The organism is Sphaerotilus natans, from assembly GCF_900156335.1.
Taxonomy (GTDB): domain Bacteria; phylum Pseudomonadota; class Gammaproteobacteria; order Burkholderiales; family Burkholderiaceae_C; genus Sphaerotilus; species Sphaerotilus natans.
This window is the reverse complement of the sequence record NZ_FTMZ01000020.1, coordinates 1-25,997: the sequence shown is the minus strand read 5'-3', so window position 1 is coordinate 25,997 and position 25,997 is coordinate 1. Positions and strand designations below refer to the sequence as shown.

25 protein-coding genes and 3 tRNA genes are annotated in these 25,997 nt (G+C 69.5%); 25 read left to right on the top strand and 3 right to left on the bottom strand.

Annotated features, from left to right (window positions below):
- Positions 1-15: 15 nt before the first annotated feature.
- The 13 genes from BW996_RS16040 (at position 16) to BW996_RS15980 (ending at position 14,259) form a co-directional block, all read left to right on the top strand.
- Positions 16-1,047 (top strand): 4-hydroxythreonine-4-phosphate dehydrogenase PdxA, encoded by a 1,032-nt coding sequence (locus BW996_RS16040; RefSeq protein WP_037480505.1) that lies wholly within the window; start codon positions 16-18, stop codon positions 1,045-1,047.
- 51 nt (positions 1,048-1,098) lie between these two features.
- Positions 1,099-2,130 carry a TRAP transporter substrate-binding protein gene (locus tag BW996_RS16035; protein ID WP_037480508.1) on the top strand — a complete coding sequence of 344 codons (1,032 nt, stop codon included), beginning with the start codon at positions 1,099-1,101 and terminating at the stop codon, positions 2,128-2,130.
- A 147-nt stretch (positions 2,131-2,277) separates the two neighbouring features.
- On the top strand, positions 2,278-3,450 hold the full coding sequence (locus tag BW996_RS16030; protein WP_037480511.1) for an L-rhamnonate dehydratase: 1,173 nt from the start codon (positions 2,278-2,280) through the stop codon (positions 3,448-3,450).
- A gap of 8 nt (positions 3,451-3,458) precedes the next feature.
- Positions 3,459-4,394 (top strand): dihydrodipicolinate synthase family protein, encoded by a 936-nt coding sequence (locus BW996_RS16025; RefSeq protein WP_037480514.1) that lies wholly within the window; start codon positions 3,459-3,461, stop codon positions 4,392-4,394.
- Positions 4,395-4,506: 112 nt separating this feature from the next.
- On the top strand, positions 4,507-6,006 hold the full coding sequence (locus BW996_RS16020; RefSeq protein ID WP_076459006.1) for an aldehyde dehydrogenase family protein: 1,500 nt from the start codon (positions 4,507-4,509) through the stop codon (positions 6,004-6,006).
- A gap of 377 nt (positions 6,007-6,383) precedes the next feature.
- Positions 6,384-7,379 (top strand): TRAP transporter substrate-binding protein, encoded by a 996-nt coding sequence (locus BW996_RS16015; protein WP_037480585.1) that lies wholly within the window; start codon positions 6,384-6,386, stop codon positions 7,377-7,379.
- 34 nt (positions 7,380-7,413) lie between these two features.
- Positions 7,414-8,358, top strand: coding sequence for a YncE family protein (locus BW996_RS16010; protein ID WP_037480588.1), 945 nt, complete (start codon positions 7,414-7,416; stop codon positions 8,356-8,358).
- Positions 8,359-8,362: 4 nt separating this feature from the next.
- The gene (locus BW996_RS16005; RefSeq protein WP_081838052.1) at positions 8,363-9,370 is read left to right on the top strand and encodes a TRAP transporter substrate-binding protein; all 1,008 of its coding nucleotides are present in this window, start codon (positions 8,363-8,365) and stop codon (positions 9,368-9,370) included.
- A 2-nt stretch (positions 9,371-9,372) separates the two neighbouring features.
- A complete protein-coding gene (locus tag BW996_RS16000) occupies positions 9,373-10,314 on the top strand; it encodes an amidohydrolase family protein (protein ID WP_037480590.1) in 942 nt (313 codons plus the stop codon).
- The gene (locus BW996_RS15995) at positions 10,311-11,345 is read left to right on the top strand and encodes an amidohydrolase family protein (RefSeq protein ID WP_081838053.1); all 1,035 of its coding nucleotides are present in this window, start codon (positions 10,311-10,313) and stop codon (positions 11,343-11,345) included. Before BW996_RS16000 ends, BW996_RS15995 begins: the two co-directional genes overlap by 4 nt.
- 55 nt (positions 11,346-11,400) lie before the next feature.
- Positions 11,401-12,408, top strand: coding sequence for a TRAP transporter substrate-binding protein (locus tag BW996_RS15990; RefSeq protein WP_037480593.1), 1,008 nt, complete (start codon positions 11,401-11,403; stop codon positions 12,406-12,408).
- 29 nt (positions 12,409-12,437) lie between these two features.
- On the top strand, positions 12,438-12,941 hold the full coding sequence (locus tag BW996_RS15985; protein WP_051631800.1) for a TRAP transporter small permease: 504 nt from the start codon (positions 12,438-12,440) through the stop codon (positions 12,939-12,941).
- Positions 12,942-12,975: 34 nt separating this feature from the next.
- Positions 12,976-14,259, top strand: a complete 1,284-nt coding sequence (locus tag BW996_RS15980) for a TRAP transporter large permease subunit (RefSeq protein ID WP_037480598.1) — start codon at positions 12,976-12,978, stop codon at positions 14,257-14,259.
- An 8-nt stretch (positions 14,260-14,267) separates the two neighbouring features.
- On the opposite strand, the gene alr is transcribed toward BW996_RS15980, so the two are convergent.
- From alr to aptA, 3 genes are read right to left on the bottom strand one after another with little or no spacing between them, the layout of a single operon-like run.
- Positions 14,268-15,353, bottom strand: a complete 1,086-nt coding sequence (gene alr, locus BW996_RS15975; RefSeq protein WP_037480601.1) for an alanine racemase — start codon at positions 15,351-15,353, stop codon at positions 14,268-14,270.
- Positions 15,350-15,967: a short chain dehydrogenase gene (locus tag BW996_RS15970; RefSeq protein ID WP_037480604.1), complete on the bottom strand. Its 618-nt coding sequence runs from the start codon at positions 15,965-15,967 to the stop codon at positions 15,350-15,352. Before BW996_RS15970 ends, alr begins: the two co-directional genes overlap by 4 nt.
- Positions 15,968-15,983: 16 nt before the next feature.
- Positions 15,984-17,327 (bottom strand): omega-aminotransferase AptA, encoded by a 1,344-nt coding sequence (gene aptA / locus BW996_RS15965; protein ID WP_037480606.1) that lies wholly within the window; start codon positions 17,325-17,327, stop codon positions 15,984-15,986.
- 136 nt (positions 17,328-17,463) lie between these two features.
- Here aptA and BW996_RS15960 point away from each other — a divergent pair, with 136 nt between their 5' ends.
- From BW996_RS15960 to BW996_RS15905, 12 genes are all read left to right on the top strand, one after another.
- Positions 17,464-18,375: a LysR family transcriptional regulator gene (locus tag BW996_RS15960; protein WP_037480609.1), complete on the top strand. Its 912-nt coding sequence runs from the start codon at positions 17,464-17,466 to the stop codon at positions 18,373-18,375.
- A 321-nt stretch (positions 18,376-18,696) separates the two neighbouring features.
- Positions 18,697-20,184 (top strand): anthranilate synthase component I, encoded by a 1,488-nt coding sequence (trpE, locus tag BW996_RS15955; RefSeq protein WP_037480612.1) that lies wholly within the window; start codon positions 18,697-18,699, stop codon positions 20,182-20,184.
- 32 nt (positions 20,185-20,216) lie between these two features.
- Entirely contained in the window at positions 20,217-21,335 is a 1,119-nt protein-coding gene (locus tag BW996_RS15950) for an AAA family ATPase (protein ID WP_037480614.1), read from the top strand.
- A complete protein-coding gene (locus tag BW996_RS15945) occupies positions 21,329-21,925 on the top strand; it encodes a hypothetical protein (protein WP_076459005.1) in 597 nt (198 codons plus the stop codon). The genes BW996_RS15950 and BW996_RS15945 overlap by 7 nt, the downstream gene beginning before the upstream one ends.
- Before the next feature lie 49 nt (positions 21,926-21,974).
- Positions 21,975-22,547, top strand: coding sequence for an anthranilate synthase component II (locus BW996_RS15940; protein ID WP_037480617.1), 573 nt, complete (start codon positions 21,975-21,977; stop codon positions 22,545-22,547).
- Positions 22,548-22,568: 21 nt separating this feature from the next.
- Positions 22,569-23,609: an anthranilate phosphoribosyltransferase gene (trpD, locus tag BW996_RS15935; protein WP_037480620.1), complete on the top strand. Its 1,041-nt coding sequence runs from the start codon at positions 22,569-22,571 to the stop codon at positions 23,607-23,609.
- A 22-nt stretch (positions 23,610-23,631) separates the two neighbouring features.
- On the top strand, positions 23,632-24,438 hold the full coding sequence (gene trpC / locus BW996_RS15930) for an indole-3-glycerol phosphate synthase TrpC (RefSeq protein ID WP_037480623.1): 807 nt from the start codon (positions 23,632-23,634) through the stop codon (positions 24,436-24,438).
- Positions 24,435-25,217 (top strand): uracil-DNA glycosylase, encoded by a 783-nt coding sequence (locus BW996_RS15925; protein ID WP_051631802.1) that lies wholly within the window; start codon positions 24,435-24,437, stop codon positions 25,215-25,217. The genes trpC and BW996_RS15925 overlap by 4 nt, the downstream gene beginning before the upstream one ends.
- A 17-nt stretch (positions 25,218-25,234) precedes the next feature.
- Positions 25,235-25,320: transfer RNA gene (locus BW996_RS15920), tRNA-Tyr, on the top strand.
- Positions 25,321-25,371: 51 nt separating this feature from the next.
- A tRNA-Gly gene (locus BW996_RS15915) sits at positions 25,372-25,445 on the top strand.
- 60 nt (positions 25,446-25,505) lie between these two features.
- Positions 25,506-25,580 (top strand) — tRNA-Thr (locus BW996_RS15910).
- Positions 25,581-25,634: 54 nt separating this feature from the next.
- The coding region (locus BW996_RS15905) for a GTP-binding protein (protein WP_175619136.1) at positions 25,635-25,997 on the top strand (363 nt) is incomplete at its 3' end.

Below are 25,997 nucleotides of genomic sequence, written 5' to 3'. Positions count from 1 at the left end.
ACCTGGGCCGCTCCGATGTCTGACTCCTCTTCCTCACGCCTGCCCGTGGTCGCCCTCACCCTGGGTGACCCGGCCGGCATCGGCCCCGAGCTGATCGCCCGCCTCCTGGCCCGCCCCGAGACCACCGCCGCCGCCAACGTGGTGCTGGTGGGCGACCCCTGGCTGTGGGCCGATGGCCAGCAGGTCGCCGGCCTGAACGTGCCCACCGTGCCGGTGGCCAGCCTGGCCGAGGTGCGTGGCCGCACCGGCATCGCGGTGCCCGCCTTCCTGGCCGTGGACACGGTGCGCCCGGAGCAGGTGCAGCGCAGCGTGGCCCAGGCGCCGGGCGGCGCCTCGGTGCTGCAGGTGCTCGACCACTGCATGGACGCCGCGCTGGCCGGCCAGATCGACGCCATCTGCTTTGCCCCGCTCAACAAGTTCGCGATGAAGCAGGGTGGCCTGCATCACGAAGACGAGCTGCACCACTTTGCGGAGCACCTGGGCGTGACCGGCTACTTCTGCGAGTTCAACACGCTGGGGCGCCTCTGGACCTCCCGCGTGTCCTCGCACATTCCGCTGAAAGACGCGGTGACTTGGCTGACCCAGCCGCGCATCGAGGCCGCCGCCACGCTGATCTACCGCTCGCTGCAGGCCGCCGGCGTGGCCGCGCCACGGGTGGCGGTGGCCGGCTTCAACCCGCACAACGGCGACGGCGGCACCTGCGGGCGCGAGGAGATCGACATCATCGCCCCGGCCGTGGCCGCCCTCAACGCCGCCGGCCTGCCGGTGGTGGGCCCCTTCCCGGCCGACACCATCTTCCTGAAGGCCCGCGACGGCGAGTTCGACGCGGTGGTCACGCTCTACCACGACCAGGGCCAGATCGCGATCAAGCTGCTGGGCTTCAGCCAGGGCGTGACGGTGCAGGGCGGCCTGCCCATCCCCATCACCACCCCGGCGCACGGCACGGCCTACGACATCGCCGGACAGGGTCGCGCCAACGTCAGCGCCACCGCCAACGCCTTCGCCATCGCCTGCCGCATGGGCGCCAGCGCCCTGCAGGCGCGCTGAGGTCTCGCCAAGAAGACCCGGCGCCCAGAACACATCCACGGAGACAAGCCGATGACCTTCTTTCCTTCTCGCCTGCGCCGCGTGGCCGGCGCCGTGCTCGCCCTGGGTGCCCTGGGCCTGAGCGCGGCAGCCCCCGCCCAGCCCCTGCCCGAGCGCACGCTGCGCCTGGGCCACGGCATTGCCGAGGACCACCCGCTGGGCCAAGGCGCCAAGCGCTTTGCCGAGCGGGTGGACAAGGCCACCGGCGGCCGCACCAAGGTCAAGGTGTACCCGGCCACGCAACTGGGCTCCGAGACGCAGATGCTCTCCGCCCTGCGCGGCGGCGTGCAGGAGATGCTGATCACCTCCAGCGCGCCGGTGGCCACGCTGTCCAAGCCCTTCTTGCTGTTTGACCTGCCCTTCTTGCTGGACAACGAGCGCGAGGCCGATGCGCTGCTCGACGGCCCGGTGGGCCAGCGCCTGCTGGACGGCCTGGACGACAAGAGCCTGGTGGGCCTGTGCTACTGGGAAAACGGTTTTCGCCACGTCACCAACAGCCGCCGCGCCGTCACCAAGGCGGACGACCTCTCGGGCCTGAAGCTGCGCGTGATGCAGAACCCGGTCTACATCGACAGCTTCAAGGCCCTGGGCGCCAACGCCGTGCCCATGCCCTTCACCGAGCTGTACAGCGCGATGGAAACCCGCGCCATCGACGCGCAGGAGAACCCGGTGGCCATCATCGCGGCCAGCAAGTTCTACGAGGTGCAGAAGCACGTCACGCTGACCAAGCACGCCTATGCGCCCTACGTGGTGCTGGTGTCGCGCGCCTTCTGGGACAAGCTGCAGCCCACGGAGCGCGACGGCCTGCGCGGCGCCTGCCGCGAGGCCCGTGACTTCCAGCGCACCCTGATCCGCCAGCAGACCGTCCAGCAGCTCGACATGCTGCGCAAGAGCGGCATGACGGTGAGCGAGCTGGCGCCGGGCGAGGCCGACAAGCTGCGCGCCCGCGTCAAGCCGGTGGTGGAACGCTACGTGCAGGAAATCGGCACCAGTCTGGTGGCCGATGCCCAGCGCGCCGTGGTCGCCGCCCGCACCCAGCCCTGAGCCCACGGCCCCGGACCGCCTGGGCCCGCCGGCGACCCCGTCCCTCTGACTGACCTTTCCCCCTGATCCGCAGGGGGCGGCTGGGCGCTGCCCTGCGGCCCCTGAGCCCTCCCCCTGAGCCCGCTCACCGACCCACTGGAGAACCCCATGAAGATCACCGCCGTCCGCGCCCGCGTCTATGAATGGAAGGGCAAGACCGTTCCGCCGCAGGGCAACTTCTGCTCCAACGCCATGGACCTGCTGTACTCGCGGCAGGAGACCATGAAGACCTTCCGCTTCCACCAGTGGACGGTGGTGGAGATCGAGACCGACACCGGCCTGGTCGGCTACGGCAATGTGGCCCTGGCCCCGAAGGTGGCCAAGCAGATCATCGACCAGTACCTCACCCCGCTGGTGATGGGCCAGGACCCCTGGGACTACGAGTACCTGAACCAGCGCATGTACCGCGCCACACAGGCCTGGGGCCGCAAGGGCGTGGGCATGGCCGCCATCTCGGCGGTGGACCTGGCCATCTGGGACATCCTGGGCAAGAGCGTGAACAAGCCGGTGTTCAAGCTGCTGGGCGGGCGCACCAAGGAAAAGATCCCCTGCTACTACAGCAAGCTCTACCGCACCGACCTCGACGAGATGCAGAAGGAGGCCGAAACCTACCTGAAGCAGGGCTTCACCGCCTTCAAGATGCGCTTTGGCTATGGCCCCAAAGACCTGCAAAAGGGCGTGGTGGAGAACCTCAAGAGCGTGGCCGCCGTGCGCGAGGTGATCGGCGACGACACCGACCTGATGCTGGAGTGCTACATGGGCTGGAACCTGGAATACACCAAGCGCATGCTGCCCAAGCTGGCCCAGTACCAGCCGCGCTGGCTGGAGGAGCCGGTGATCGCTGACGACATCGACGGTTACGCCGAGCTCAACGCCATGAACATCATCCCCATCTCGGGTGGTGAGCACGAGTTCAGCCTCTATGGCTTCAAGCAGCTGCTGGACCGCAAGGCCGTGAGCGTGGTGCAGTACGACACCAACCGCGTGGGCGGCATCACCATGGCGCACAAGATCAATGCGCTGTGCGAGGCCTACTCGGTGCCGGTGATCCCGCACGCCGGCCAGATGCACAACTACCACCTGACCATGAGCACGCTGGCCTCGCCGATGGCCGAGTACTTCCCGATGTTCGATGTGGAAGTGGGCAACGAGCTGTTCTATTACATCTTCGACGGCGAGCCCGTGGCCGAGAACGGCTTCCTGGACCTGCGCGACGACGTGCCGGGCCTGGGCCTGAGCCTGAAGACCGAGTTCCTGGACCAGTTCGACATCATCGAGTGAGCCCGGCCATGTCTTCGCCTTCCGCTCGCCACCCGCGCTACCGGGGCGTGTTCCCGGTGGTGCCCACCATCTTCCACGCCGACGGCACGCTGGACCTGCCCGGCCAGCGCCGCTGCGTGGACTTCATGATCGACGCCGGCTCCAACGGCCTGGCCATCCTGGCCAACTTCTCCGAGCAGTTTGCGCTCTCGGACGCCGAGCGCGAGATCCTGACCCACGACATCCTCACCCACGTGGCCGGCCGCGTGCCGGTCATCGTCACCACCACGCACTTCAGCAGCGCGGTGTGCGCCGCCCGCTCGCGCCAGGCCCAGGACCTGGGCGCGGCCATGGTGATGGTGATGCCGCCCTACCACGGCGCCACGCTGCGGGTGGGCGAAGCCCAGGTGCTGGACTTCTACCGCACCGTGGGCGCCGCCGTGGACATCCCGGTGATGATCCAGGACGCGCCCATGTCGGGCACCCCGCTGCCCGTGACGCTGCTGGCCCGGCTGGCGCAAGAGGTGGAGACCATCCGCTACTTCAAGGTGGAAGTGCCCCGCGCCGCCGACAAGCTGCGCGAACTGATCGCCCTGGGCGGCGAGGCCATCGAAGGCCCCTGGGATGGCGAAGAGGGCATCACCCTCTGGGCCGATCTGGAGGCCGGCTGCACCGGCGCCATGACCGGCGGCGGCTTCCCCGATGGCATGCGCGCCATCTTTGACGCCTACCACGCCGGCCGGCGCGACGAGGCCTACGCCCTGCACGAGCGCTGGGCGCCGCTCATCAACTGGGAGAACCGCCAGGCGGGCTTCCTGGCCGCCAAGGCCCTGATGCAAGCCGGCGGCGTGATCGCCTGCGGCGCGCCGCGCGCCCCGTTCCCGGACATCAGCGCCGGCGTGCGCGAGGGCCTGCTGGACATCGCACGCCGGCTCGATCCGCTGGTGCTGCGCTGGGCGCGCTGAACCCGGCCGGGCGGTGATCGCCCGGTTCGGTGTCGTCCTTCGTCCTGTTTTTCCGGCCCGGCCCGGCCCGGTGCCCGCGCACCGGCCGGGCCGTTGTTCATCTGGAGATGCCATGACCCTGATGCTGCCATCCTTCAACGCCCGCACGGGCGACGTGCTGGCCGAACTGCCGGCCACCTCTCCGGCCGCCGTGGACGCGGCCTGCGAGGCCGCCGCCGCCGCCTTCCCGCTGTGGCAAGCCGCCACCGGCGCCGAGCGTGCCGCCCTGCTGCGCGGCCTGGCCGCCGCGCTGGAGGCCGACCGCGAGGCCCTGGTGCCCCTGGCCGATCAGGAGACCGCCCTGGGCCCCGTGCGCCTGAACGGCGAGCTCGACCGCACCGCGTTCCAGCTGCGCCGCTTTGCGGACATTGCTGAACGCGGTGAGCCCTTCGCCTTCGTGGACGACCCGGCCGTGGCCGGCGCCCCGCCGGCGGGCCACCCCGCCATGCAGCGCTGGAGCGTGCCGCTGGGCCCGGTGGCCATGTTCTCGGCCAGCAACTTCCCCTTCGCCTTCTCGGTGCTGGGCGGTGACACGGCCAGCGCCCTGGCTGCCGGCTGCCCGGTGGTCGTCAAGGCCCACACCGGCCACCTGCAACTCTCCAACCGCGTGTTCGGCCTGATCCAGCAGGTGCTGGCCGCGCAAGGCCTGCCCGCTGGCCTGGTGGGCCTGGTGCAAGGCGGTGGCCGCGACGTGGGCGTGCGCCTGATCCGCCACCCGGCCATTGCCGCCGGTGCCTTCACCGGCTCCACCCAGGGTGGCGCGGCGCTGGCCGCTGAAGCCGCGGCCCGCCCGCGCCCCATCCCGTTCTACGGCGAGCTGGGCTCGGTCAACCCCATCGTCGCCTTGCCGGCCAAGCTGGCCACCGACGGCGCTGCGCTGGCCACCAACCTGGCCGGCTCCATCACCCTGGGCTGCGGCCAGTTCTGCACCAACCCCGGCGTGATCCTGCTGATCGACGAGGTGCAGCCGGACATCGACGCCAAGGCGGTGAATGACGCCTTTGTGGCCCAGCTCACCGAAGCGCTCACGGCCCAGCAGCCCCACGCCATGCTCACCACCGTCATGCGCGGTGCCTTTGAAGCCGGCGTGGCCCAGTGGGCCCAGGCCGGCGCTGACATGCTGCTGCAGGAAACCGCAGCCGCCGGCCAGCCGCCGCGCCCGGTGCTGGCCCAGGTCAGCGCGCTGGAGTTCATCGCCAAGGCCGCGCTGCGTGAAGAGGTGTTCGGCCCCAGCAGCCTGATCGTGCGCGCCGCTTCCTTGAGCCAAGCGCTGCAAGTGCTGCAGGCCGTGGGCGGCAGCCTGACCGTGACCCTGTGGGGCGTGGAGCAGGACAGCGACAAGTCCCGCGCCCTGGTGCGCGGCGCCATGGCCATTGCCGGGCGGGTGCTGTTTGCCGGCGTACCCACTGGCGTGGCCGTGACCGCCGCCCAGCAGCACGGCGGCCCGTGGCCCAGCAGCACGCGGCCGGAGAGCACCTCGGTGGGCGATGCCGCGCTGGCGCGCTTCCTGCGCCCGGTGTGCCTGCAGGACGCCCCGGCTTGGCTGACGGAGCGGGCAGGGCGGCGGGTGTGAGCGGGGCCCGCTCCAACCCATAACCGCAGGCGATGGGTGCATGAGATGTTTTCACTATACCGGCATGTATTCCCTGCCTACGATGGGTTCCACGGTGGTGCTGCAGGCGGCCTGAGCTCCCAGCCCACCGACACCATAAGGATGGAGACAAACCGATGAACTGCTGCACCGCCCTGGGGGCGCCGCGCGGGATGCGCAGCGCCACCCCCTTGTCTGGTCGAAGGCGCCGCCCGGCGCCGGCCTGGCCTTGACCCCCGCCTGAGCCCGTTGCGGGCCAAGTGCCCGCACTCCGTTGTGTTCGATCCGCCTGCCTGCTCGGCCCGGTGCCCCGGACCGGCCGGGCCGACCTCGCCCTGCGCTTCTTGAAGGGACCTTCCATGCTCCGTCGTCAGTTCTGCCAAACCGCCGCCCTGGCGTCCGCCACCGGCCTGGTGCCCACCCTGGCCCGCGCCCAGACCCCCGCCACCTTGCGCCTGGCCCATGCCGGGCCGGAAACCTCGTCGCAGCACCTGGCCGCGATGGAGTTGGCCAAGACCGTGAAGGAGCGCTCCAAGGGGCGGCTGGAGGTCAAGGTCTTCCCCAACGGCCAACTGGGCAACGACGGCACCGTGATCGGCGCGGTGCGCGGCGGCAGCATCGACATGATGATGGCCGGCAGCGTCAACTTTGCCGGCCTCACGCCCGCCATTGGCGTGCTGGACCTGCCCTTCCTGTTCAACGGCGGCCGCCATGCCTACGCCGCGCTGGACGGGGCCGTGGGCCAGCAACTGCTGACCGGCCTGGAGGCGCACAGCCTCAAGGGCCTGGGCTGGTTTGAGGTGGGCTTCCGCTGCATCACCACCAAGAACCGTGCAGTGCGCGTGCCCGATGACGTCAAGGGCCTGAAGATCCGCACCACGCCCAACCCCTCGCACATCCAGGCCTTCAAGCTGCTGGGCTGCAACCCGGTGCCCATGCCCCTGGGCGAGCTGTACCAGGCGCTGGAAAGCGGCGCGGTGGATGCCCAGGAGCACCCCATCGCCATCACCTGGTCGGCCAAGTTCTACGAGGTGCAAAAGCACCTGACGATGAGCCGCCACGCCTACACCGCCATGCCGGTGGTGATGACCAAGGCCCGCTTTGACGCCTTGGCGCCCGATCTGCAGGCCCTCTTGGTGGAGGCCTCACGCGCGGCTGGCCGCTTCCAGCGCGAGATGAACGCCCACGACGAGGCCCGCAACGTGGCCGATCTGCGCGCCAAGGGCATGCAGGTGCTGGAGACCTTCGACGCCGAGCCCTTCCGCCAGCGGGTGGCCGCCGAAACCCGCAAGAGCTTCATCGAGAAGAACGGTGCCGAGCTGCTGGGCGCCATCGACGCGCTGCGCAGCGCCTGAGCCCCACCGCCCTCGGCCGCCGCCTGGAGACCCCATGTCCGACATCCTGCTGCTGGTGCAGAAATGCGCCCACACCTTCAGCTTCTATGACCTGGCCAGCGGCCAGGCGCTGCAGCACCTGGTGCTGCCCAATTTCCCGCACGAGTTCTGCGTGGACCCGGCCCGCCAACGGGCCTACGTGGGCATCTTTGGCATCGAGTCCGCCTGGACCCGGGGCGACGAGGGCGACACCCGCATCGCCGAGATCGACCTGGCCAGCCGCCGCCTGCTGCGCCTGCTGGACCTGTGGCCCTACCGCCGCCCACATGGCATGGCCTGCGACGCGGCCGGCCGGCTCTACGTCATGAGCGAGGCGCAGGACACCCTGCTGGTGTTCGACCGCCCGCGCGAGCAGGACGTGCCCCACCTGGCCGTGCCCTCGGGCGGTATCAAGACCCACCTGGTGACGCTGAACGCGCAGGCCGACACCGCCTTCGGCATCCACCTGCTGTCCAACACGGTGACACGCTTCCACCCCCGCGATGCCACCGTGGCGCCGCGCGCCGTGATGCCCGGCCCCCGCCCAGAGGGCAATGCGCTGTCGCGCGACGAGCGCACGCTGTTTGTGGCCAACCGGGGCGACGACACCCTGGTGGCCATTGACACCGCCACGCTCGCCCTGGGCCGGCGGGTCAAGACCCGGCGCGACCCCAACCGCATCTACCGCCGTGACCTGCCCGACGGCCGCGCCCAGCTGCTGCTGACCAACTCGGGCGAGCAATCGCTCTCGGTCTTTGATGCCGACTCGCTGGAAGAGGTGCACTGCCTGGCGCTGCCGGCCAACCCCACGGCGCTGTCCTTCCACCCCACGCAGCCGCTGGCCTATGTGTCCTTCCAGGACGACTGCGTGCGCGAGCTGGACCTGCAGCGCTGGCAGTTCGTGCGCGAGATCCGCACCCTGCGCGAGCCCGACGCCTCGTTCGTTCTCACCGGAGCCTGATGCCATGACGCTGAACCGACGCGACAGCCTGAAGGCCCTGGGCGGTACCCTGGGCACGGCCCTCGGCCTGGGGCCCCTGGCCCGCCCCGCCTGGGCCCAGGAGATCGTGCGCCTGCGCCTGGCCCATGCCGGCGCGGAGACCGACTCCCAGCACCTGGCCGCCCTGGAGTTTGCCAAGCGGGTGAAGGCCCGCAGCGGCGGCACGCTGGAGGTGCAGGTCTTTCCCAACAGCACGCTGGGCAATGACAACACCGTGCTGGCCGCCACCCGGGGCGGCACGGTGGACCTGATGCTGGCCGGCAACCCCTACTTCACCGGCCTGGTGCCCAAGCTCAACGCGCTGGACCTGCCTTACCTGTTCAGCAGCGCCGAGCAAGCCTACAAGGTGCTGGACGGTGCGGTGGGCCAGCAACTGCTGGCCGAGCTGGATGGCTTTTCGCTCAAGGGCCTGGCCTTTTGGGAGGTGGGTTTCCGCTGCCTGGCCAACAGCCGCCGCCCGGTGCGCCGCGCCGAGGACATCCGCGGCCTGAAGATCCGCACCACGCCCAACCCGGCCCACCTCAAGGCCTTCCAGCTGTTGGGCGCCAACCCGCAGCCCATGCCCTATGCCGAGGTGTATCCGGCGCTGGAGTCGGGGGCCATCGAAGGCCATGAGAACCCGCCCATCATCATGGCCGCCTCCAAGATGTACGAGGTGCAGAAGCACCTCTCGCTGACGCGGCACGCCTACACCGCCATGCCGCTGGTGATGAACAAGGCCCGCTTTGACAAGCTCAGCGCCCTCCAGCGCCAGTGGCTGGTGGAGGAGGCCATCGGCAGCGCCCGCTTCCAGCGCGAGTACAACGCCCGCCACGAGGCCGAGGTGATTGGTCAGCTGCGCAAGGCCGGCATGCAGGTGGTGGACCAACCGGACAACGCCGGCATTGCCGCCATCGTGCGCGAGGAGACCCGCCGCCTCTACATCGAGAAGAACGGCGACGCGGTGCTCAAGGCCATCGAGGCGGTGCGTTGATCATGGCCACCCCCTGGCCCGAGGTGATCCTGGACGCCCACCACCATTTCTGGGACCTGTCCGCCGGCCACTACGACTGGCTGCAGGAGGCCTACGCGCCCGAGCGCTTCATCCTGGGCCCCTACACCGCCCTGTGCCGCCACTACCTGCCGCGCGAGCTGCGCGCCGACGCCGGCCCGCTGAACCTGGTGGGCAGCGTGCATGTGGAGGCCGAGCGCGACCGTGCTGAAGCCCTGGCCGAAACCCGCTGGCTGCACGCCGTGCACGCCGAGCACGGCCTGCCCAGCGCGGTGGTGGCCTGGGTGGACCTGCTGGCCGACGATGCGGCACACGCCCTGCAGGCGCAGGCCGCCTGGCCCCTGGTGCGTGGCGTGCGCTGCAAGCCCGCCATCCGCCCGCAGCCCGACGGCCCGGCGCCCGCCCACAGCGGCCTGGACGATCCGCGCTGGCCCGCTGCGCTGCGCCGGCTGGCCGCCCACGGCCTGTTGTGGGATTTGCGCGTGCCCTGGTGGCACCTGGAAGAGGCCGCCGCGCTGCTGGTCCAGGTGCCCGAGCTGACCGTGGTGGTGGAGCACACCGGCCTGCCCTGGGACCGTAGCCCCGCCGGGCTGGCGGCCTGGCAACGCGGCCTGCAGGCCCTGGCCGCTTTGCCGCGGGTGCACCTCAAGCTCTCCGAGCTGGGCCTGAAGACGGCGCCCTGGTCCCGCGAGGGCAATGTGGCGGTGCTGCGCCAGGCGCTGGCCGCTTTCGGCTGGGCGCGTTGCCTGTTTGGCAGCAACTACCCGGTGGCCGGCTTGCGCGCCTCCTACGGCGAGATCGTGCAGACCGTGGGCGAAGCGCTGCAGGACGCACCGCCCGCTGCCCGGGCCGCCGTGTTCCATGACAACGCCGCCCGGGTGTACCGGGTGGGGCCGGGCCGGCCGGTGGAGGAGGGCGCGCCATGAGCCACCTCACCTCCTCTGTGCCCCCCGGACCAGCCCCGTCCGCAGAGCCGGCCGCAGCGCCGGCGGCCAGTGTCCCCAGCCCCCTGCAGGCCGCCCGCCTGGCCTACCTGGCCAGCGGCGACGAGGCCCTGCTGCCCATCGTGGACGCGCACCACCACTTCTGGGATGTGGCGCGCAACCCGCACCCCTGGCTGCAGCGCCTGCCGCGCATCCCGTTCCGCTATGGCGACTACGGCGCCATCTGCTGCAACCACCTGCCGGCCGACCATGCCCGCCAGGCCGGCGCCCACCTGTGGCTGCGCAGCGTGCTGATGGAGGGCGAGTGGGACCCTGCCGATCCGCTGGGCGAAGCCCGCTGGGTGCATGCTCTGGCCGCCCGTGAAAGCACGCCCCAGGCCCTGGCGGCCGCCGCGTGGCTGGACCGTGCCGACTGGCCCGAGGTGCTGGCCACGCTGCTCACCCTGCCGCTGGTGCGCAGCGTGCGCCACAAGCCGCGCACCGTGCCCCGCGCCGAGCACCACGCCGCCTGGCAAGGCCCCGGCAGCCTGCGCTGCGAGCGCTGGCGCGCCGGCTACGCCCGGCTGGTGGGCACCGGGCTGATGTTCGAGCTGCAGGTGCCCTGGTGGCACCTGGACGAAGCGGGCGAGCTGGCCCGTGATTTCCCGACTGTGCCACTGGTGCTCAACCACGCCGGCCTGCCGGCCGAGCGCGACGCCGCCTCGCTGGCGGCCTGGCGCCAGGCCACGGCCCGGCTGGCGCAGTGGCCGCAGGTGGTGGTCAAGCTCTCAGGCCTGGGCGTGCCCGGCCAGGCCTGGACCCCGGCGCTGCAGGCTCCGGTGGTGCAGCACCTGCTGGACACCTTCGGGCCCAGCCGCTGCCTGGTGGCCAGCAACTTCCCGGTGGATGGGCTGGTGGCCACGCTCGACGAGATCTTTTCTGGCTTCAAAGCGCTCACCCGCCACCTCGCGCCGCCCGAGCGCCTGGCGGTGTTCTGTGACAACGCCCTGCGTCTCTACCGCCTGCCGGCGTGAGCAGCCCGACCCCGATCCCCGGCCCTGTTCCCCAAACCATAACCAGGAGACACCGATGAACCGACGTTTTGCTGCCGCCTGCGCCGCCCTGCTGGTGGCCGGCGCCACCGCCTGGGGCCCTGCCCAGGCCCAGGAGATCCGCGCCCGCCTGGGCACCAGCCTGCCCGACAGCCACCCACAAACCCTGGGAGCCCGCAAGTTTGCGGAACTGGTGGAGCAAAAGAGCCAGGGCCGCATCCGCATCAGCGTGTATTCTGGCGCCACGCTGGGCAGTGACCAGCAGATGCAGGCCGCGCTGCGCGGCGGCACGCAGGAGTTCACCGTGCCCTCCACCGCCACGCTGGCCAACCTGGTCAAGGAGTTCGGCGTGATCGGCCTGCCTTTCTCCTTCTCCACCGAGGCGCAGGCCGATGCGGTGCTGGACGGCCCCTTCGGCCAGGGCCTGCTGGCCCGCCTGCCCGAGAAGGGCCTGGTGGGTCTGGCCTTCTGGGAGAACGGCTTTCGCAACCTGACCAACAGCCGCCGGCCGGTGAGCAAGCTCGACGACCTCTCGGGCCTGAAGGTGCGCACGATGCAGAACAACCTCTACATCGACCTGTTCAACGGCCTGGGCGCCAACGCCGTGCCCATGCCCGTCAACGAGCTGTTCACCGCCCTGGAAACCCGCGCGGTCGACGCGCAGGAGAACCCCTACACGGTGATCCACGCGCAGAAGTTCTACGACGTGCAGAAGTACCTCTCGGTGACCGGCCATGCCTATGACGCGCTGGTGCTGCTGTCGTCGCGCAAGTTCTGGGACGGCCTCAAGCCCGCCGACCAGGCGCTGGTGCAAGCCGCCACCCGCGAGGCCACGCTGTACCAGCGCCAGACCAGCCGCAGCCTGAACCAGACCCTGCGCGCCGAGCTGGCCAAGGCGGGCATGCAGATCAACGAGGTCCCGGCCACCGAGCGCCGACGCATGCGCGAGCGGCTTCAGCCGGTGATCGACAAGCACATCGAGTCGGTGGGGGCCGAGACCGCCCGCGCCTTCTTCGCCGCCATTGACCACGCCCCGGCGCGCTGAGCGCCAGGCCGCAGTTTCAGGAGCCGTCCATGCTGCCTCGTTTCTTTGTGCGTTTTCTGGAGTGGATGCTCATCGGCCTGCTGGGCGTGATGGTGGTGCTGGTGTTCGGCAACGTGGTGCTGCGCTACGGCTTCAACTCCGGCATCACCTTCTCCGAGGAGGTGTCGCGCTTCACCTTCATGTGGCTGACCCTGCTGGGCGCGCTGCTGGCCATGCACGAGCACGCCCACCTGGGCATGTCCAGCGTCATCACGGCGCTGCCGGTGTGGGGGCGGCGGGTCTTCCGCTTCACCTCGGACCTGCTGATGCTGGGCTGCTGCGGCCTGCTGGTGCATGGCACCTGGAAGCAGGTGGTCATTGCGATGGACGACCACGCCCCCGTGTCCGGCCTGCCCATGGGCGTGGTGTTCTCGGCGCTGCTGGTCAGCAGCGCCGGCATCAGCTGGATCCTGCTGCACAGCCTGTGGCGCCAGCTCACCGGCCGCATGCCGGCTGAGGCGCTGGTGATCGAGCCCGCCGGCTCGGTCGAGTGAGTGCCCACGCCACGATGTCTTTGGAGACCCTGACATGACGATCGCCGTCTTTCTCTTCTCGCTGCTCGGGGCCATGACCCTGGGCATGCCCATCGCCTTCGCGCTGCTGGTCTGCGGCGTGGCCTTGATGGTGCACCTCCACAACTTTGACACCCAGATCCTGGCGCAGAACCTGCTGGAGGGCACCAACAACTACCCGCTGATGGCGGTGCCGTTTTTCATGCTGGCCGGCGAGCTGATGAACGCCGGCGGCCTGTCCAAACGCATCATCGCCATGGCCCAGTCGCTGGTGGGCCATGTGCGCGGTGGCCTGGGCTATGTGGCCATCCTGGCCGCGCTGGTGATGGCCAGCATCTCGGGCTCGGCGGTGGCCGACACCGCCGCGCTGGCGGCGGTGCTGATCCCGCTGATGCGCCAGGCGGGCTATGACGTACCGCGCTCGGCGGGTCTGATCGCCTCGGGCGGCATCATCGCGCCCATCATTCCGCCGTCCATCGGCTTCGTGGTGTTTGGCGTGGCGGCGCAGGTGTCCATCACCAAGCTGTTCCTCGCCGGCATCGTGCCGGGCGTGCTGATGGGCGTGGCCCTGGGCCTGACCTGGTGGTTGTGCGCCCGGCGCGAGGCCCCGCCGGTGCGCGAGGCCGATCACTTCTCCTGGGCGCGGGTGGGCCAGAGCCTGCGCGAGGGCGTCTGGGCGCTGCTGCTGCCGCTGGTGATCGTGGGCGGCATGAAGGCCGGCGTGTTCACGCCCACCGAGGCGGCGGTGGTGGCCGCGGTGTACTCACTGGCCGTGGGCCTGCTGGCCTACCGCGAGCTGAAGCTGGCACAGCTGCCGGCGCTGATGCTGCAAGCCGCCAAGACCTCCAGCGTGGTGATGTTCCTGGTGGCCTGCGCGCTGGTGTCGGCCTGGCTCATCACCATTGCCGACATCCCGGGGCAGGTTGCCGAGCTGCTGCGCCCCTTCATGGACCAGAAGATCCTGCTGATGTTCATGATGATGGCCCTGGTGGTGGTGGTGGGCACGGCGCTGGACTTCATGCCCACGGTGCTCATCCTCACGCCGGTGCTGATGCCCCTGGTCAAGCAGGCCGGGATCGACCCCATCTACTTCGGCGTGCTGTTCATCATGAACAACGCCATCGGCCTGCTGACCCCACCGGTGGGCACAGTGCTGAATGTGGTCGCTGGCGTGGCACGGGTCGATCTGGGGCGGGTCACGGTGGGTGTGCTGCCCTTCCTGGCCGCACAGAGCGCGCTGCTGCTGATGTTCATTCTCTTCCCCGAGCTGGTGATGGTGCCTGCGCGCTGGTTCTATTGAACTCACGCTCACGCGCGCGTCGCATACCCCACCCCGTGACGCGGCACGCGCTTGACGTTGCACAGCAGCTCGTAGGCGAGGGTGCCTGCGAGGCCGGCCACCTCGTTGACCGGAATCTGCGCGCCCCACAGCTCGACCGGGCTGCCGATGCCGGCGTCGGGCAGACCGGTCAGGTCGACCGTCAGCATGTCCATCGACACCCGGCCGATCAGGCGCGAGCGCCGGCCCTCGACGGCCACCGGCGTGCCGGTGGGCGCGGTGCGCGGATAGCCGTCCGCGTAGCCCAGGGCGACCAGACCGACGCGGGTGGGCTCGGTGGCGGTGAAGCCGGTGCCGCAGCCGAGCGGCTCGCCCGGCGCCAGCCAGCGTTCGGCGAAGACTTGGCTGGCCAGGGTCATCACCGGACGCAGGCCGCAGCCCTGCGGACGCAGCAGCGGATCGGCGCCGTAGAGCGCGATGCCCGGCCGGGCCCAGTCGCGGTGTGCGCTCGGCCAGGCCAGCACGCCGGCGGAATTGCACAGGCTGCGCGGTCCCGGCAGGCCGGCGGTGGCCTGCTCGAAGAGCGCGGTCTGTCGCGCCGTCAGGTCGCAGCCGGGCTCGTCGGCACGGGCGAAATGGCTCATCAGCGTCACCGAGCCCACCCGGGGATCGGCCTGAAGACGCTGGTGCAGCTCGCGGGCGCGCTCCGGCGCGAAGCCGGCCCGGTGCATGCCGGAGTCGACCTTCAGCCAGACCTGCAGCGCGCCGTCGGGCAGGCTGGCCTGCTCGATCAGGTGCAGCTGGCGGTCCTGGTGCACCACCAGCCAGAGCGAGGCGGCGGCGGCGAAGGTCACCTCGTCGGCATCGAAGGCGCCTTCCAGCACCAGGATCGGCGCGGTCAGGCCGGCGGCGCGCAGCGCGCGCGCCTCGTCGACGAAGGCCACGGCCAGACCGTCGCTCAGGCCGCGCAGCGCCCGGGCACAGTCGACGGCGCCGTGACCATAGGCGTCGGCCTTCAGCACCGCGAGCTGGCGCCCGCCGTGCAGGGCCTGCAGATGGCGGGCGTTGTGGCGCAGGGCGTCCAGGTCGATGCGCGCGACGCTGGGCCGGGTCACCGCTCGAGGCTCCAGCCCATGCGCAGGACGCGCCCGGTGTGCGCGCCCTCGATGCTGCGCACATAGCCCAGCGCCACCTCGCGGGCAGCCATCGGCGCCGTGCCGGGGAAGAAGGGTGCGTAGACCGGCACCGACTCGGCCAGCAGCGTCGGGCTGACCAGGTTGATGCGCGCGCCGCGCGGCATCTCCAGCGCGGCGGCGCGCACGAAGCCCTCCAGCGCCGCATTGACCATCGCGGCCGACGCGCCCTGGCGGATCGGCTCGTCGTTGAGCAGGCCGCTGGTCAGCGTGAAGGAGCCCCCCTCGCGCACCTGCGCCAGCCCCATCTGCACCAGCCGGACCTGGCCCATCAGCTTGTCGTCCAGGCCGATCTGCCACTGCGCGCGGCTGAAGTCCGCCAGGGGCGCGAAATGCACCCGGCCCAGCGTGGCCACCAGCGCGCCGAAGTCGCCGACCTGGGCGTACATCGCCCGCACCGAGGCCTCGTCGGTGATGTCCACCGCGATGTCGCCGCCCTGGCGGCCGGCGCGGATCAGCGTGTGCCCGCGCGCCTGCAGCGTCTCGGCCACCGCCCGGCCCAGCGTGCCGCTGGCGCCCACATGGAGGATGCGCATCGTCCGCGTCTCCCGCTCAGGCCAGTCCGGCCAGCGTTTCGCCCACCGCGTTGAACAGGCGGTCGAGCTCGTCGCGGGTGGTCTCGAAGGGGGGGCCGAACTGGAGGGTGTCGCCGCCGAAGCGCACGTAGAAGCCCTGACGCCAGAGGGCCAGACCGGCCTCGAAGGGGCGGATGGTCGGGTCGCCGTCGCGCGGGGCGAGCTGGATGGCGCCGGCCAGGCCGCAGTTGCGGATGTCGAGGATGTGGGCGCTGCTGCCGCGCAGGCCGTGCAGCAGCGCCTCGAAGTCGGGGGCGCGCTCGGCGGCGCGGGCCACCAGCTGCTCGCGCTCGAGCAGGTCGAGCGTGGCCAGGCCGGCCGCGCAGGCCACCGGATGCGCCGAGTAGGTGTAGCCGTGGGTGAACTCGGTCACATGGCGCGCCAGCGGCTGGCGCATGAAGGTCTCGTAGATCTCGGTGGAGGCGATGACCGCGCCCATCGGCACCGCGCCGTTGGTGACCTGCTTGGCGATGTTGGCGATGTCGGGGGTGACGCCGAAGAACTCCGCGCCGCTGTGGCGGCCCAGGCGACCGAAGCCGGAGATGACCTCGTCGAAGATCAGCAGGATGCCGTGCTGGGTGCAGATCTCGCGCAGGCGCTGCAGATAGCCTTGCGGCGGCACGATGACGCCGGCCGAGCCCGACATCGGCTCGACGATGACGGCGGCGATGTTGGAGGCGTCATGCAGCTCGATGAGCTTGAGCAGCTCGTCGGCCAGCGCCACGCCGCCGGTCTCGGCCTGGCCGCGGGTGAAGGCGCAGCCCGGCTGCAGCGTGTGCGGCAGGTGGTCGACGTCCATCAGCGGGCCGAAGGTCTTGCGGTTGCCGCCGATGCCGCCCAGCGCGGTGCCGGCGATGTTGACGCCGTGGTAGCCGCGCGCCCGGCCGATCAGCTTGGTCTTGCTGGCCTGGCCGCGGATGCGCCAGTAGGCGCGCGCCATCTTGACCGCGGTGTCGGCGCTCTCGGAGCCGGAGTCGGTGAAGAAGACGTGGTTGAGCGGATCGGGGAAGTGCGCGGCGATGCGCTCGGCCAGCTCGAAGGACAGCGGGTGCCCGAACTGGAAGGCGGGCGAGTAGTCCAGCGTGGAGAGCTGGCGGGCCACCGCCTGGGCGATCTCGGGGCGGCAGTGGCCGGCGCCGCAGGTCCACAGGCCGGAGAGGCTGTCGAAGACGCGCCGGCCCTGGGCGTCGATCAGCCAGCGGCCCTCGGCGCCGGCGATCAGGCGCGGATCGGCGTGGAAGTCGCGGTTGGAGCTGAAGGGCATCCAGTGCGCCTTCAGGCGCTCGGGGGACAGAGGGGTGAAGGGCGAGGTCTGGGGCATGAGGCGCTCCCGTGCGCGGGCTTGAAGGACGGGCTGAAGGGCAATGCGCCGGATTGTGGTGAGTCATTCACGCCAGTACGATTCGATATTTCATGCCATCAGTTATCGATTTGCTCACCTGAATGCTCCCCTGATCATGCGCGCGCTCGTGTCCCCCCTGGCCCAGGTGTCTGACTTCGATCTGCGGCTGCTGCGTGTCTTCAAGGCGGTGGCCGAGGCCGGCAGCTTTGCCGGCGCCGAGAGCGCGCTGGGCATCACCCGCTCGGCCATCAGCCTGCACATGGCCGACCTGGAGCAGCGCCTGGGCATGCGGCTGTGCCAGCGCGGCCGCGCGGGCTTCGCGCTGACCGACCAGGGCCGCGAGGTGCTGCGCTCGGCCGAATCGCTGCTGGCGGCGGTCGAGGACTTCCGCACCGGCGTCAACCAGCTGCACCAGACGCTGCGCGGCGATCTCAACATCGGGCTGATGAACAACCTGGTGACGCTGCCGCGCATGCGCATCACCGCCGCGCTGCAGGCGATCCGCCAGCGCAGCGACGCGGTGCGCATCCACCTGAGCATGAGCCCGCCCGGCGAGGTCGAGCGCGGCGTGCTCGACGGGCGGCTGCATGTGGGCGCGGTGCCGCTGATCACGCCGCTGTCGGGCCTGGCCTATCTGCCGCTCTACGACGAGACCTCGCAGCTCTACTGCAGCCACGGCCATCCGCTGTTCGCGCAGGCGTCGGAGGTCGACGCGACGGCGCTGCGCGAGGCCGCCGCGGTGGTGCCGACCTACCGGATGAGCGCCGAGGCGATCCAGATGCACCAGGGCCTGAACTGCGTGGCCAGCGCCTCCGACCGCGAGGCGATCGCCTTCCTGATCCTGACCGGGCAGTTCATCGGCTTCCTGCCCGACCACTATGCCGCGGCCTGGGTCGCGCAGGGCCAGATGGCCGCGCTGGCGCCGGGCCGTCAGCGCTTCTCGGTGCCGCTGGCGCTGGTCACCCGCAAGGGGCGCCGCCAGAGCCTGATCGTCGAGCAGTTCATCGAGGCCCTGATGCAGACCTGATGCCAGCGCCGGTGCGCGCTGCTACACTGCGCCCCACCATGTTCACCACGCGCAAACACAGCATCGGCCGCGCCGCCGGGTCGCAAGACCGGGGAGCCTGGCCCTGGCGTCGCTGACCGCGATGCCTGGAGGCGGCCGCCTCTCCCACGCCCGGTGACGGGTCGGCCGCAGCAGATCCGCTGACACCTTGCTGCCGCACTCCCGGTGCGGCCTGCGCCCCCCGACCAGCGAATCGACATCAACCAGGCCCGCGGCACGCACGCGCGTCCTGCACTGGTTCCTGACACGCGAGCATGCCGGCGGGCCCCGCCGGAGCCAACCGTGATCACCGAACTCGAATTCAAGAGCCTGGCCGAACAGGGCTACAACCGCATCCCGCTGGTCGCCGAGGCCTTTGCGGACCTCGAGACGCCGCTGTCTCTCTATCTGAAGCTGGCCGGCGGCAAGCCGTTCAGCTTCCTGCTGGAGTCCGTCGTCGGCGGCGAGCGCTTCGGGCGCTATTCCTTCATCGGCCTGCCGGCGCGCACGCTGCTGCGCGCGTCCAACGGCGTCACCGAGGTGGTGACCGACGGCCAGGTGGTCGAGCGCCATGAGGGCAACCCGCTCGACTTCGTCGAGGCCTACCAGAAGCGCTTCAAGGTGGCGCTGCGCCCGGGGCTGCCGCGCTTCTGCGGCGGGCTGGCCGGCTACTTCGGCTACGACACGGTGCGCTACATCGAGAAGAAGCTGGCCGACACCCGCCTGCCCGGTGGCATCGGCACGCCCGAGATCCAGCTGCTGCAGACCGAGGAGCTGGCGGTGATCGACAACCTCTCCGGGCGCCTCTACCTGATCGTCTACGCCGACCCGCGCACGCCCGAGGCCTATTTCAGCGCGCAGAAGCGCCTGTCGCAGCTCACCGACCAGCTGCGCTACAGCGTCAGCGCTCCGCAGGTCCGCCGCGGCCCGGCGCACCCGGTCGAGCGCGAGTACGCCAAGGCCGACTTCGAGGCGGCCGTCCTCAAGGCCAAGGAATACATCGCCGCCGGCGACTGCATGCAGATCGTCATCGGCCAGCGCCTGAAGAAGCGCTACACCGAGAACCCGCTGTCGCTCTACCGCGCGCTGCGCTCGCTCAACCCGTCGCCCTACATGTACTACTACGACATGGGCGACTTCCACATCGTCGGAGCCAGCCCCGAGATCCTGGTGCGCCAGGAGGCGCGCACGGTGGACGGCCGCGCCGAGAAGATCGTCACCATCCGCCCGATCGCCGGCACCAAGCCGCGCGGCGGCACGCCCGAGCAGGACCAGCACAACGAGCGCGACCTGCTCGCCGACGCCAAGGAGCGCGCCGAGCACCTGATGCTGATCGACCTGGCGCGCAACGACATCGGCCGCATCGCCAAGACCGGCACCGTCAAGGTGACCGAGGCCTTCGGCATCGAGCGCTACTCGCACGTCATGCACATCGTCAGCAACGTCGAGGGCGTGCTGAAGGACGGCATGAGCAGCCTGGACGTGCTGCGCGCGAGCTTTCCCGCCGGCACGCTCTCGGGCGCGCCCAAGATCCACGCGATGGAGATCATCGACCAGCTGGAGATCAGCGAGCGCGGCATCTACGGCGGCGCGGTCGGGTATCTCAGCTTCGCGGGCGACATGGACGTGGCCATCGCCATCCGCACCGGCGTCATCAAGGACCAGACGCTCTACGTGCAGGCCGGCGCCGGCGTGGTCGCCGACTCGGTGCCCGAGATGGAGTGGAAGGAGACCGAGGTGAAGATGCGCGCGGTGATCCGCGCCGCCGAGCTGGTCGAGGAAGGTTTCTGAGGCTTGACCATGATGCTCCAGAGAGGTTGCGAATGAATATCGAGCGACTCCAAATTTCCGGCTTCAAGAGCATTGCGGACTTGGCGTTGGAGGAGCTGACCCCTTTCAGCGTCTTGGCTGGTCCCAATGGTTCGGGAAAAAGCAACTGGATGGATGCGCTGGCCTTTGTCAGTGCGGTGGTGGAGCTGGGCGCCATCAAAGCACTGCGCCAATTCCGGGGCTTTTCTCAAGTCCATTGCTACAAGCTGCGCAAGGCCAATGCACGCACCTTTAGCTTCGAGTTGCAGGCCAGTATTGGCCATCGGCGTGTGTCTTACGTTCTGAAGGTGCATGACATGGATTCGGAGCCGCAGGTGCAGGAGTTGCTAGAGGTGGATGATCAGAAGCGGCTGGAGCGCAAGAAAGGCAACGATCCGACTCTTTTTACGGAAGACGATGGCAAGGAATTCACCATCGAAAAGTTTCCGGCTGATATGTCGGGATTGCTGTTTACAAAAGGGGAATTTGGCCTGTATGAATTCCTGACGAATGTGGCGGTATTCCGCTTCGACCCTTTAGGGGCGAAGGAACCCGATGGCTCTAGTGCTGACACTACCGCGCTGCACCCCAATGGACACAATGTAGCCACCATGCTGGCCACGCTTGAAAAAGATGATGATTTCCGAACCCAGGTACTCGACTGGATGAACTTGCTGGTGCCCGGCATGGAGCAAGTGCGTGCGGAGCCAGATCGGCTGAGCGGCGGCACGGTCATCAAGTTCAAGGAAGAAGGCACGCGAGCCCATTTCCCGGCCCACCTGATTTCCGACGGCACCATCTATGCGCTGTGCATCATGACGGCGGTGCTGAGCCGAGCCAAGACAACCGGCATCACGCTGATCGAAGAGCCTGAACGGGGATTGCACCCCAAGGGCATCGAGGCATTGGTGGATCTGATGCGCCAAAGTGCCGGTGTCGAGCACCCGGTCTTCGTGACGACACACAGCGAATCTCTGGTGCGGGCTTGCCACGCAGAGGAGTTGTGGCTGATGAACAAGCTGGACGGCAAGACGGTCGCAAAAAATGCCGCCAAGAGCAGTGGCGATCTGGGGCAAATCAATCTCGACACCGCATGGCTGATGAACCTGTTCGATGGAGGTCTGCCATGGTGAAACTGGGTTTCATTGTGGCGGGCGCCACCGAGAAGATCATGATCGAATCGGCCCGATTCCGCGACTGGGCCAATGCGCAGGGTCTGGAGATCTGCAGTCCCGTCATCAATGCGAAAGGTGGGGGTAATCTGCTGCCCCAGCACATGGCGCCAATGATGGCGACGCTGGCCAGGAGTCAGCCCGATCATGTGGTGGTACTGACCGATCTGGAGCACGAGCCAGACATTGAGGCCGTCAGGGCTCGCATCACGAATGCGCATACCTCGCTGATTTTCGTGGCGGTCAAGGCCTTGGAGGCTTGGTTTCTGGCGGATACCACGGCCATGCGTGCTTGGCTGAAGCAACCTGATTTTGAGGAAGCCCGGCCAGAGCAAACACCTGCCATGCCTTGGGATTGGCTCAAGGAAGTGTCCCGGCAACAGGGTGCACGCGGTCCAGGGTCCAACAAGGTGATGTTCGCCAAGCGATTTTGCGGGGTGCATGGTTTCCAGATCGCCAACGCGGCAGCGCACCCGGCTTGCCCTAGCGCGAAGGCTTTTCACGATGCGTTGCTGGACCTCTCCGGTGGCGCCGTGCTGCTCGAAAACTGAATATGGGTGTGCTGTCCACACCCCATGACATCAATAGGTCAGGACCATCATGCTGCTGATGATCGACAACTACGACTCCTTCACCTTCAACCTCGTGCAGTACTTCGCCGAGCTGGGCGAGGACGTGCGGGTGCACCGCAACGACGAGATCTCGCTGGCCGAGATCGAGGCGATGCAGCCCGACCGGCTGGTGCTGTCGCCGGGGCCGTGCTCGCCGGCGGAGGCCGGCATCTGCATCGCGGCCATCCAGCACTTCAAGGGCCGGCTGCCGATCCTGGGCGTGTGCCTGGGGCACCAGAGCATCGGTGCGGCGCTGGGCGGCAACATCGTGCGCGCCCAGGTGCAGATGCACGGCAAGGCCGACACCATCACCACTGACCAGCAGGGTGTGTTCGCCGGGCTGCCGCAGCAGTTCAGCATCATCCGCTACCACTCGCTGGCGATCGAGCGCGCCACGCTGCCGCCGGAGCTGGTCGTCACCGCCACCAGCGGCGACGGCGAGATCATGGGCGTGCGCCACCGCGAGCTGGCGCTGGAGGGGGTGCAGTTCCACCCCGAGTCCATCCTGAGCGAGCATGGCCACGCGATGCTGCGCAACTTCCTGAACACGCCCAACCGCTGAACCGTTGCCGAGGAGCGCGCCATGTCCATCACCAACACCGAAGCCCTGACCCGCGTCATCGAGCACCGCGAGATCTTCCACGACGAGATGCTCACGCTGATGCGCCGCATCATGGCCGGCGAGATGTCGCCGACCATGACCGCGGCGATCCTGACCGGCCTGCGCGTCAAGAAGGAGACCATCGGCGAGATCACGGCCGCCGCGCAGGTCATGCGCGAGTGCTCGGTCAAGGTCAACGTGGCCGACCGCCGCCACCTGGTCGACATCGTCGGCACCGGCGGCGACGGCTCGCACACCTTCAACATCTCGACCTGCACGATGTTCGTGGTGGCTGCGGCCGGCGCGCGGGTGAGCAAGCACGGCGGGCGCAGCGTGTCGAGCAAGTCCGGCAGCGCCGACGTGCTCGAGGCGCTGGGCGTGCCGATGACGCTCACGCCGCAGGCGGTGGCGCAGTGCATCCAGGACACCGGTATCGGCTTCATGTTCGCGCCCAACCACCATCCGGCGATGAAGAACGTGGCGCCGGTGCGCCGCGAGCTGGGCGTGCGCACGATCTTCAACATCCTCGGGCCCCTGACCAACCCGGCCGACGCGCCCAACATCCTGATGGGCGTCTTCCACCCCGATCTGGTCGGCATCCAGGTGCGCGCGCTGCAGCGCCTGGGCGCCGAGCACGCGCTGGTGGTCTACGGCCGCGACGGCATGGACGAGGTCTCGCTGGGCGCCGGCACCCTGGTGGGCGAGCTGCGCGACGGCGAGATCCGCGAGTACGAGATCCATCCCGAGGACTTCGGCCTGACGATGGCCAGCAACCGCGCGCTGAAGGTGGACACGCCCGAGCAGTCGCGCGCGCTGCTGCAGGCGGTGCTGGACAACCAGCCCGGCCCGGCGCGCGACATCGTCATGCTCAACGCCGGCGTGGCGCTCTACGCCGCCAATGTCGCCGCGACGATGGCCGAGGGCATCGAGCGCGCCCGCGAGGCGCTGGCCAGCGGCCGCGCCGCCGAGCGCCTGACGCAGTTCGTCGCCCGCGCCCGGCAACTCGCCCCGGCCGCGGCCTGAGCCCCTGAACCGAGCCTTCCCCATGAACCCGAACACCCCCGACATCCTCGCCCGCATCGTCGTCACCAAGCACGAGGAGGTGGCCGCGGCCCGCGCCGCGAAATCCCTGGCGGCCGTGCGCGCCGAGGCCGAGGCGCGCGCCGCCGACCTGCGCGGCTTCGAGGCCGCGCTGCGCGCGAAGGTTGCCGCCGGCCAGCCCGCGGTGATCGCCGAGATCAAGAAGGCCAGCCCGAGCAAGGGCGTGATCCGCGCCGACTTCCGGCCGGCCGAGATCGCCGCCAGCTACGCGCGCCACGGCGCGGCCTGCCTGAGCGTGCTGACCGACGCGCCGTACTTCCAGGGCTGCACCGCGTACCTGCAGCAGGCGCGCGCCGCCTGCGCCTTGCCGGTGCTGCGCAAGGACTTCATGGTCGACGAGTACCAGGTCCATGAGGCGCGCGCGATGGGCGCGGACTGCATCCTGCTGATCGCTGCCTGCCTGGACGACGCGCAGATGGCCGACCTGGAGGCGGTGGCGCTGGGGCTCGGCATGAGCGTGCTGGTCGAGGTCCACGACCGCGCCGAGCTGCACCGCGCGCTCCGGCTGAAGACGCCGCTGCTGGGCATCAACAACCGCGACCTGCGCAGCTTCTCGGTGACGCTGGACACCACGCTGGGCCTGCTCGACGAGGTGCCCGCCGACCGGCTGCTGGTGACCGAGTCCGGCATCCTGGCCGCCGAGGACGTGGCCCGCATGCGCGGCGCCGCGGTCAATGCCTTCCTCGTCGGCGAGGCCTTCATGCGCGCCGACGATCCGGGCGCGGCGCTGGCGGCGCTGTTCGCGGCATGACGCTGCCCGACAACCGCCTGCGGGCGCCGCTGACCCAGGCGCTGCGCGATGGCCTGCCCGAGGGCTGGCGCGATCTGGTCGAGGCCTTTCTGGCCGGCGCGGCCGGGCAGGCGGTGTGCGCGGCCGTCGATGTGCGTGTCGCGGCCGGCGCGGAGGTCTATCCGGCGCGGCCGCTGCGCGCGCTGCAGGGCCTGGCGCCGGAGCAGGTGAAGGTCGTCATCCTCGGCCAGGATCCCTACCACGGCCCCGGCGAGGCCGAGGGCCTGGCCTTCTCGGTCGCCGACGGGGTGAAGATCCCGCCGAGCCTGCGCAACATCCGCCAGGAACTGCAGGCCGACCTGGGGCTGGCGGCGCCGGTCTCGGGCAGCCTCGCGGCCTGGGTCGATGCGGGCGTGCTGCTGCTCAACACCAGCCTGAGCGTCGAGCGCGATCGCCCGGCCAGCCACGCGAAGCTGGGCTGGCAGGCGCTGACGGACGCGCTCGTCGCGCGGGTGGCCGCGGCGCCGCAGCCCAAGGTCTTCCTGCTGTGGGGCGCGCATGCGCAGGCCCGCCGGCCGGTGATCGAGGCTGCCGGCGCGCACAACCACGTCATCGCCACGAACCATCCGTCGCCGCTGGCGGCCCGGCGTCCGCCGGTGCCTTTCGTTGGCAGCCGGCCGTTCTCTGCGGCCAATGCCTGGCTGCAAGGGCAGGGCGCCGAGGCGGTGGATTGGGGCCTCGATGTGGCTTCAACAAAAAAATTGCCCAAAACGCTTGCGTCGCAGATGAGCCTTTGCTAAAGTTTATGTCTCGCCCAGGAGGGGTGCCCGAGTGGCTAAAGGGGGCAGACTGTAAATCTGTTGGCTTACGCCTACGCTGGTTCGAATCCAGCCTCCTCCACCAAGCGAAACGTCTAGCGGCTGCTTCAATCTCGAGGCAGGTCTGCATGGCAAGGCGGGAGTAGTTCAATGGTAGAACCTCAGCCTTCCAAGCTGATGACACGGGTTCGATTCCCGTTTCCCGCTCCAAGTGGTTTGAAATAAGTCGACACTGGTCTGCGCGTTCTCTGCGTCCAGTCCTGTGTCGATGCCCATGTGGCTCAGTGGTAGAGCACTCCCTTGGTAAGGGAGAGGTCGCGCGTTCGATCCGCGCCATGGGCACCACCCGATACCGCCTGTCTTACTCGTCGTATTGAACGCACTCAGGAGCGCGAAATCATGGCTAAGGAAAAGTTCGAACGGACCAAGCCGCACGTCAACGTCGGCACCATCGGTCACGTCGACCATGGCAAGACCACCCTGACGGCAGCCATCACGACCGTTCTGTCGAAGAAGTTCGGCGGTCAGGCCAAGGCCTATGACCAGATCGACGCCGCTCCGGAAGAGAAGGCTCGCGGCATCACGATCAACACCGCCCACGTCGAGTACGAGACGGCCAACCGCCACTACGCTCACGTCGACTGCCCGGGTCACGCCGACTACGTCAAGAACATGATCACCGGCGCCGCCCAGATGGACGGCGCGATCCTGGTCTGCTCGGCCGCTGACGGCCCGATGCCCCAGACCCGCGAGCACATCCTG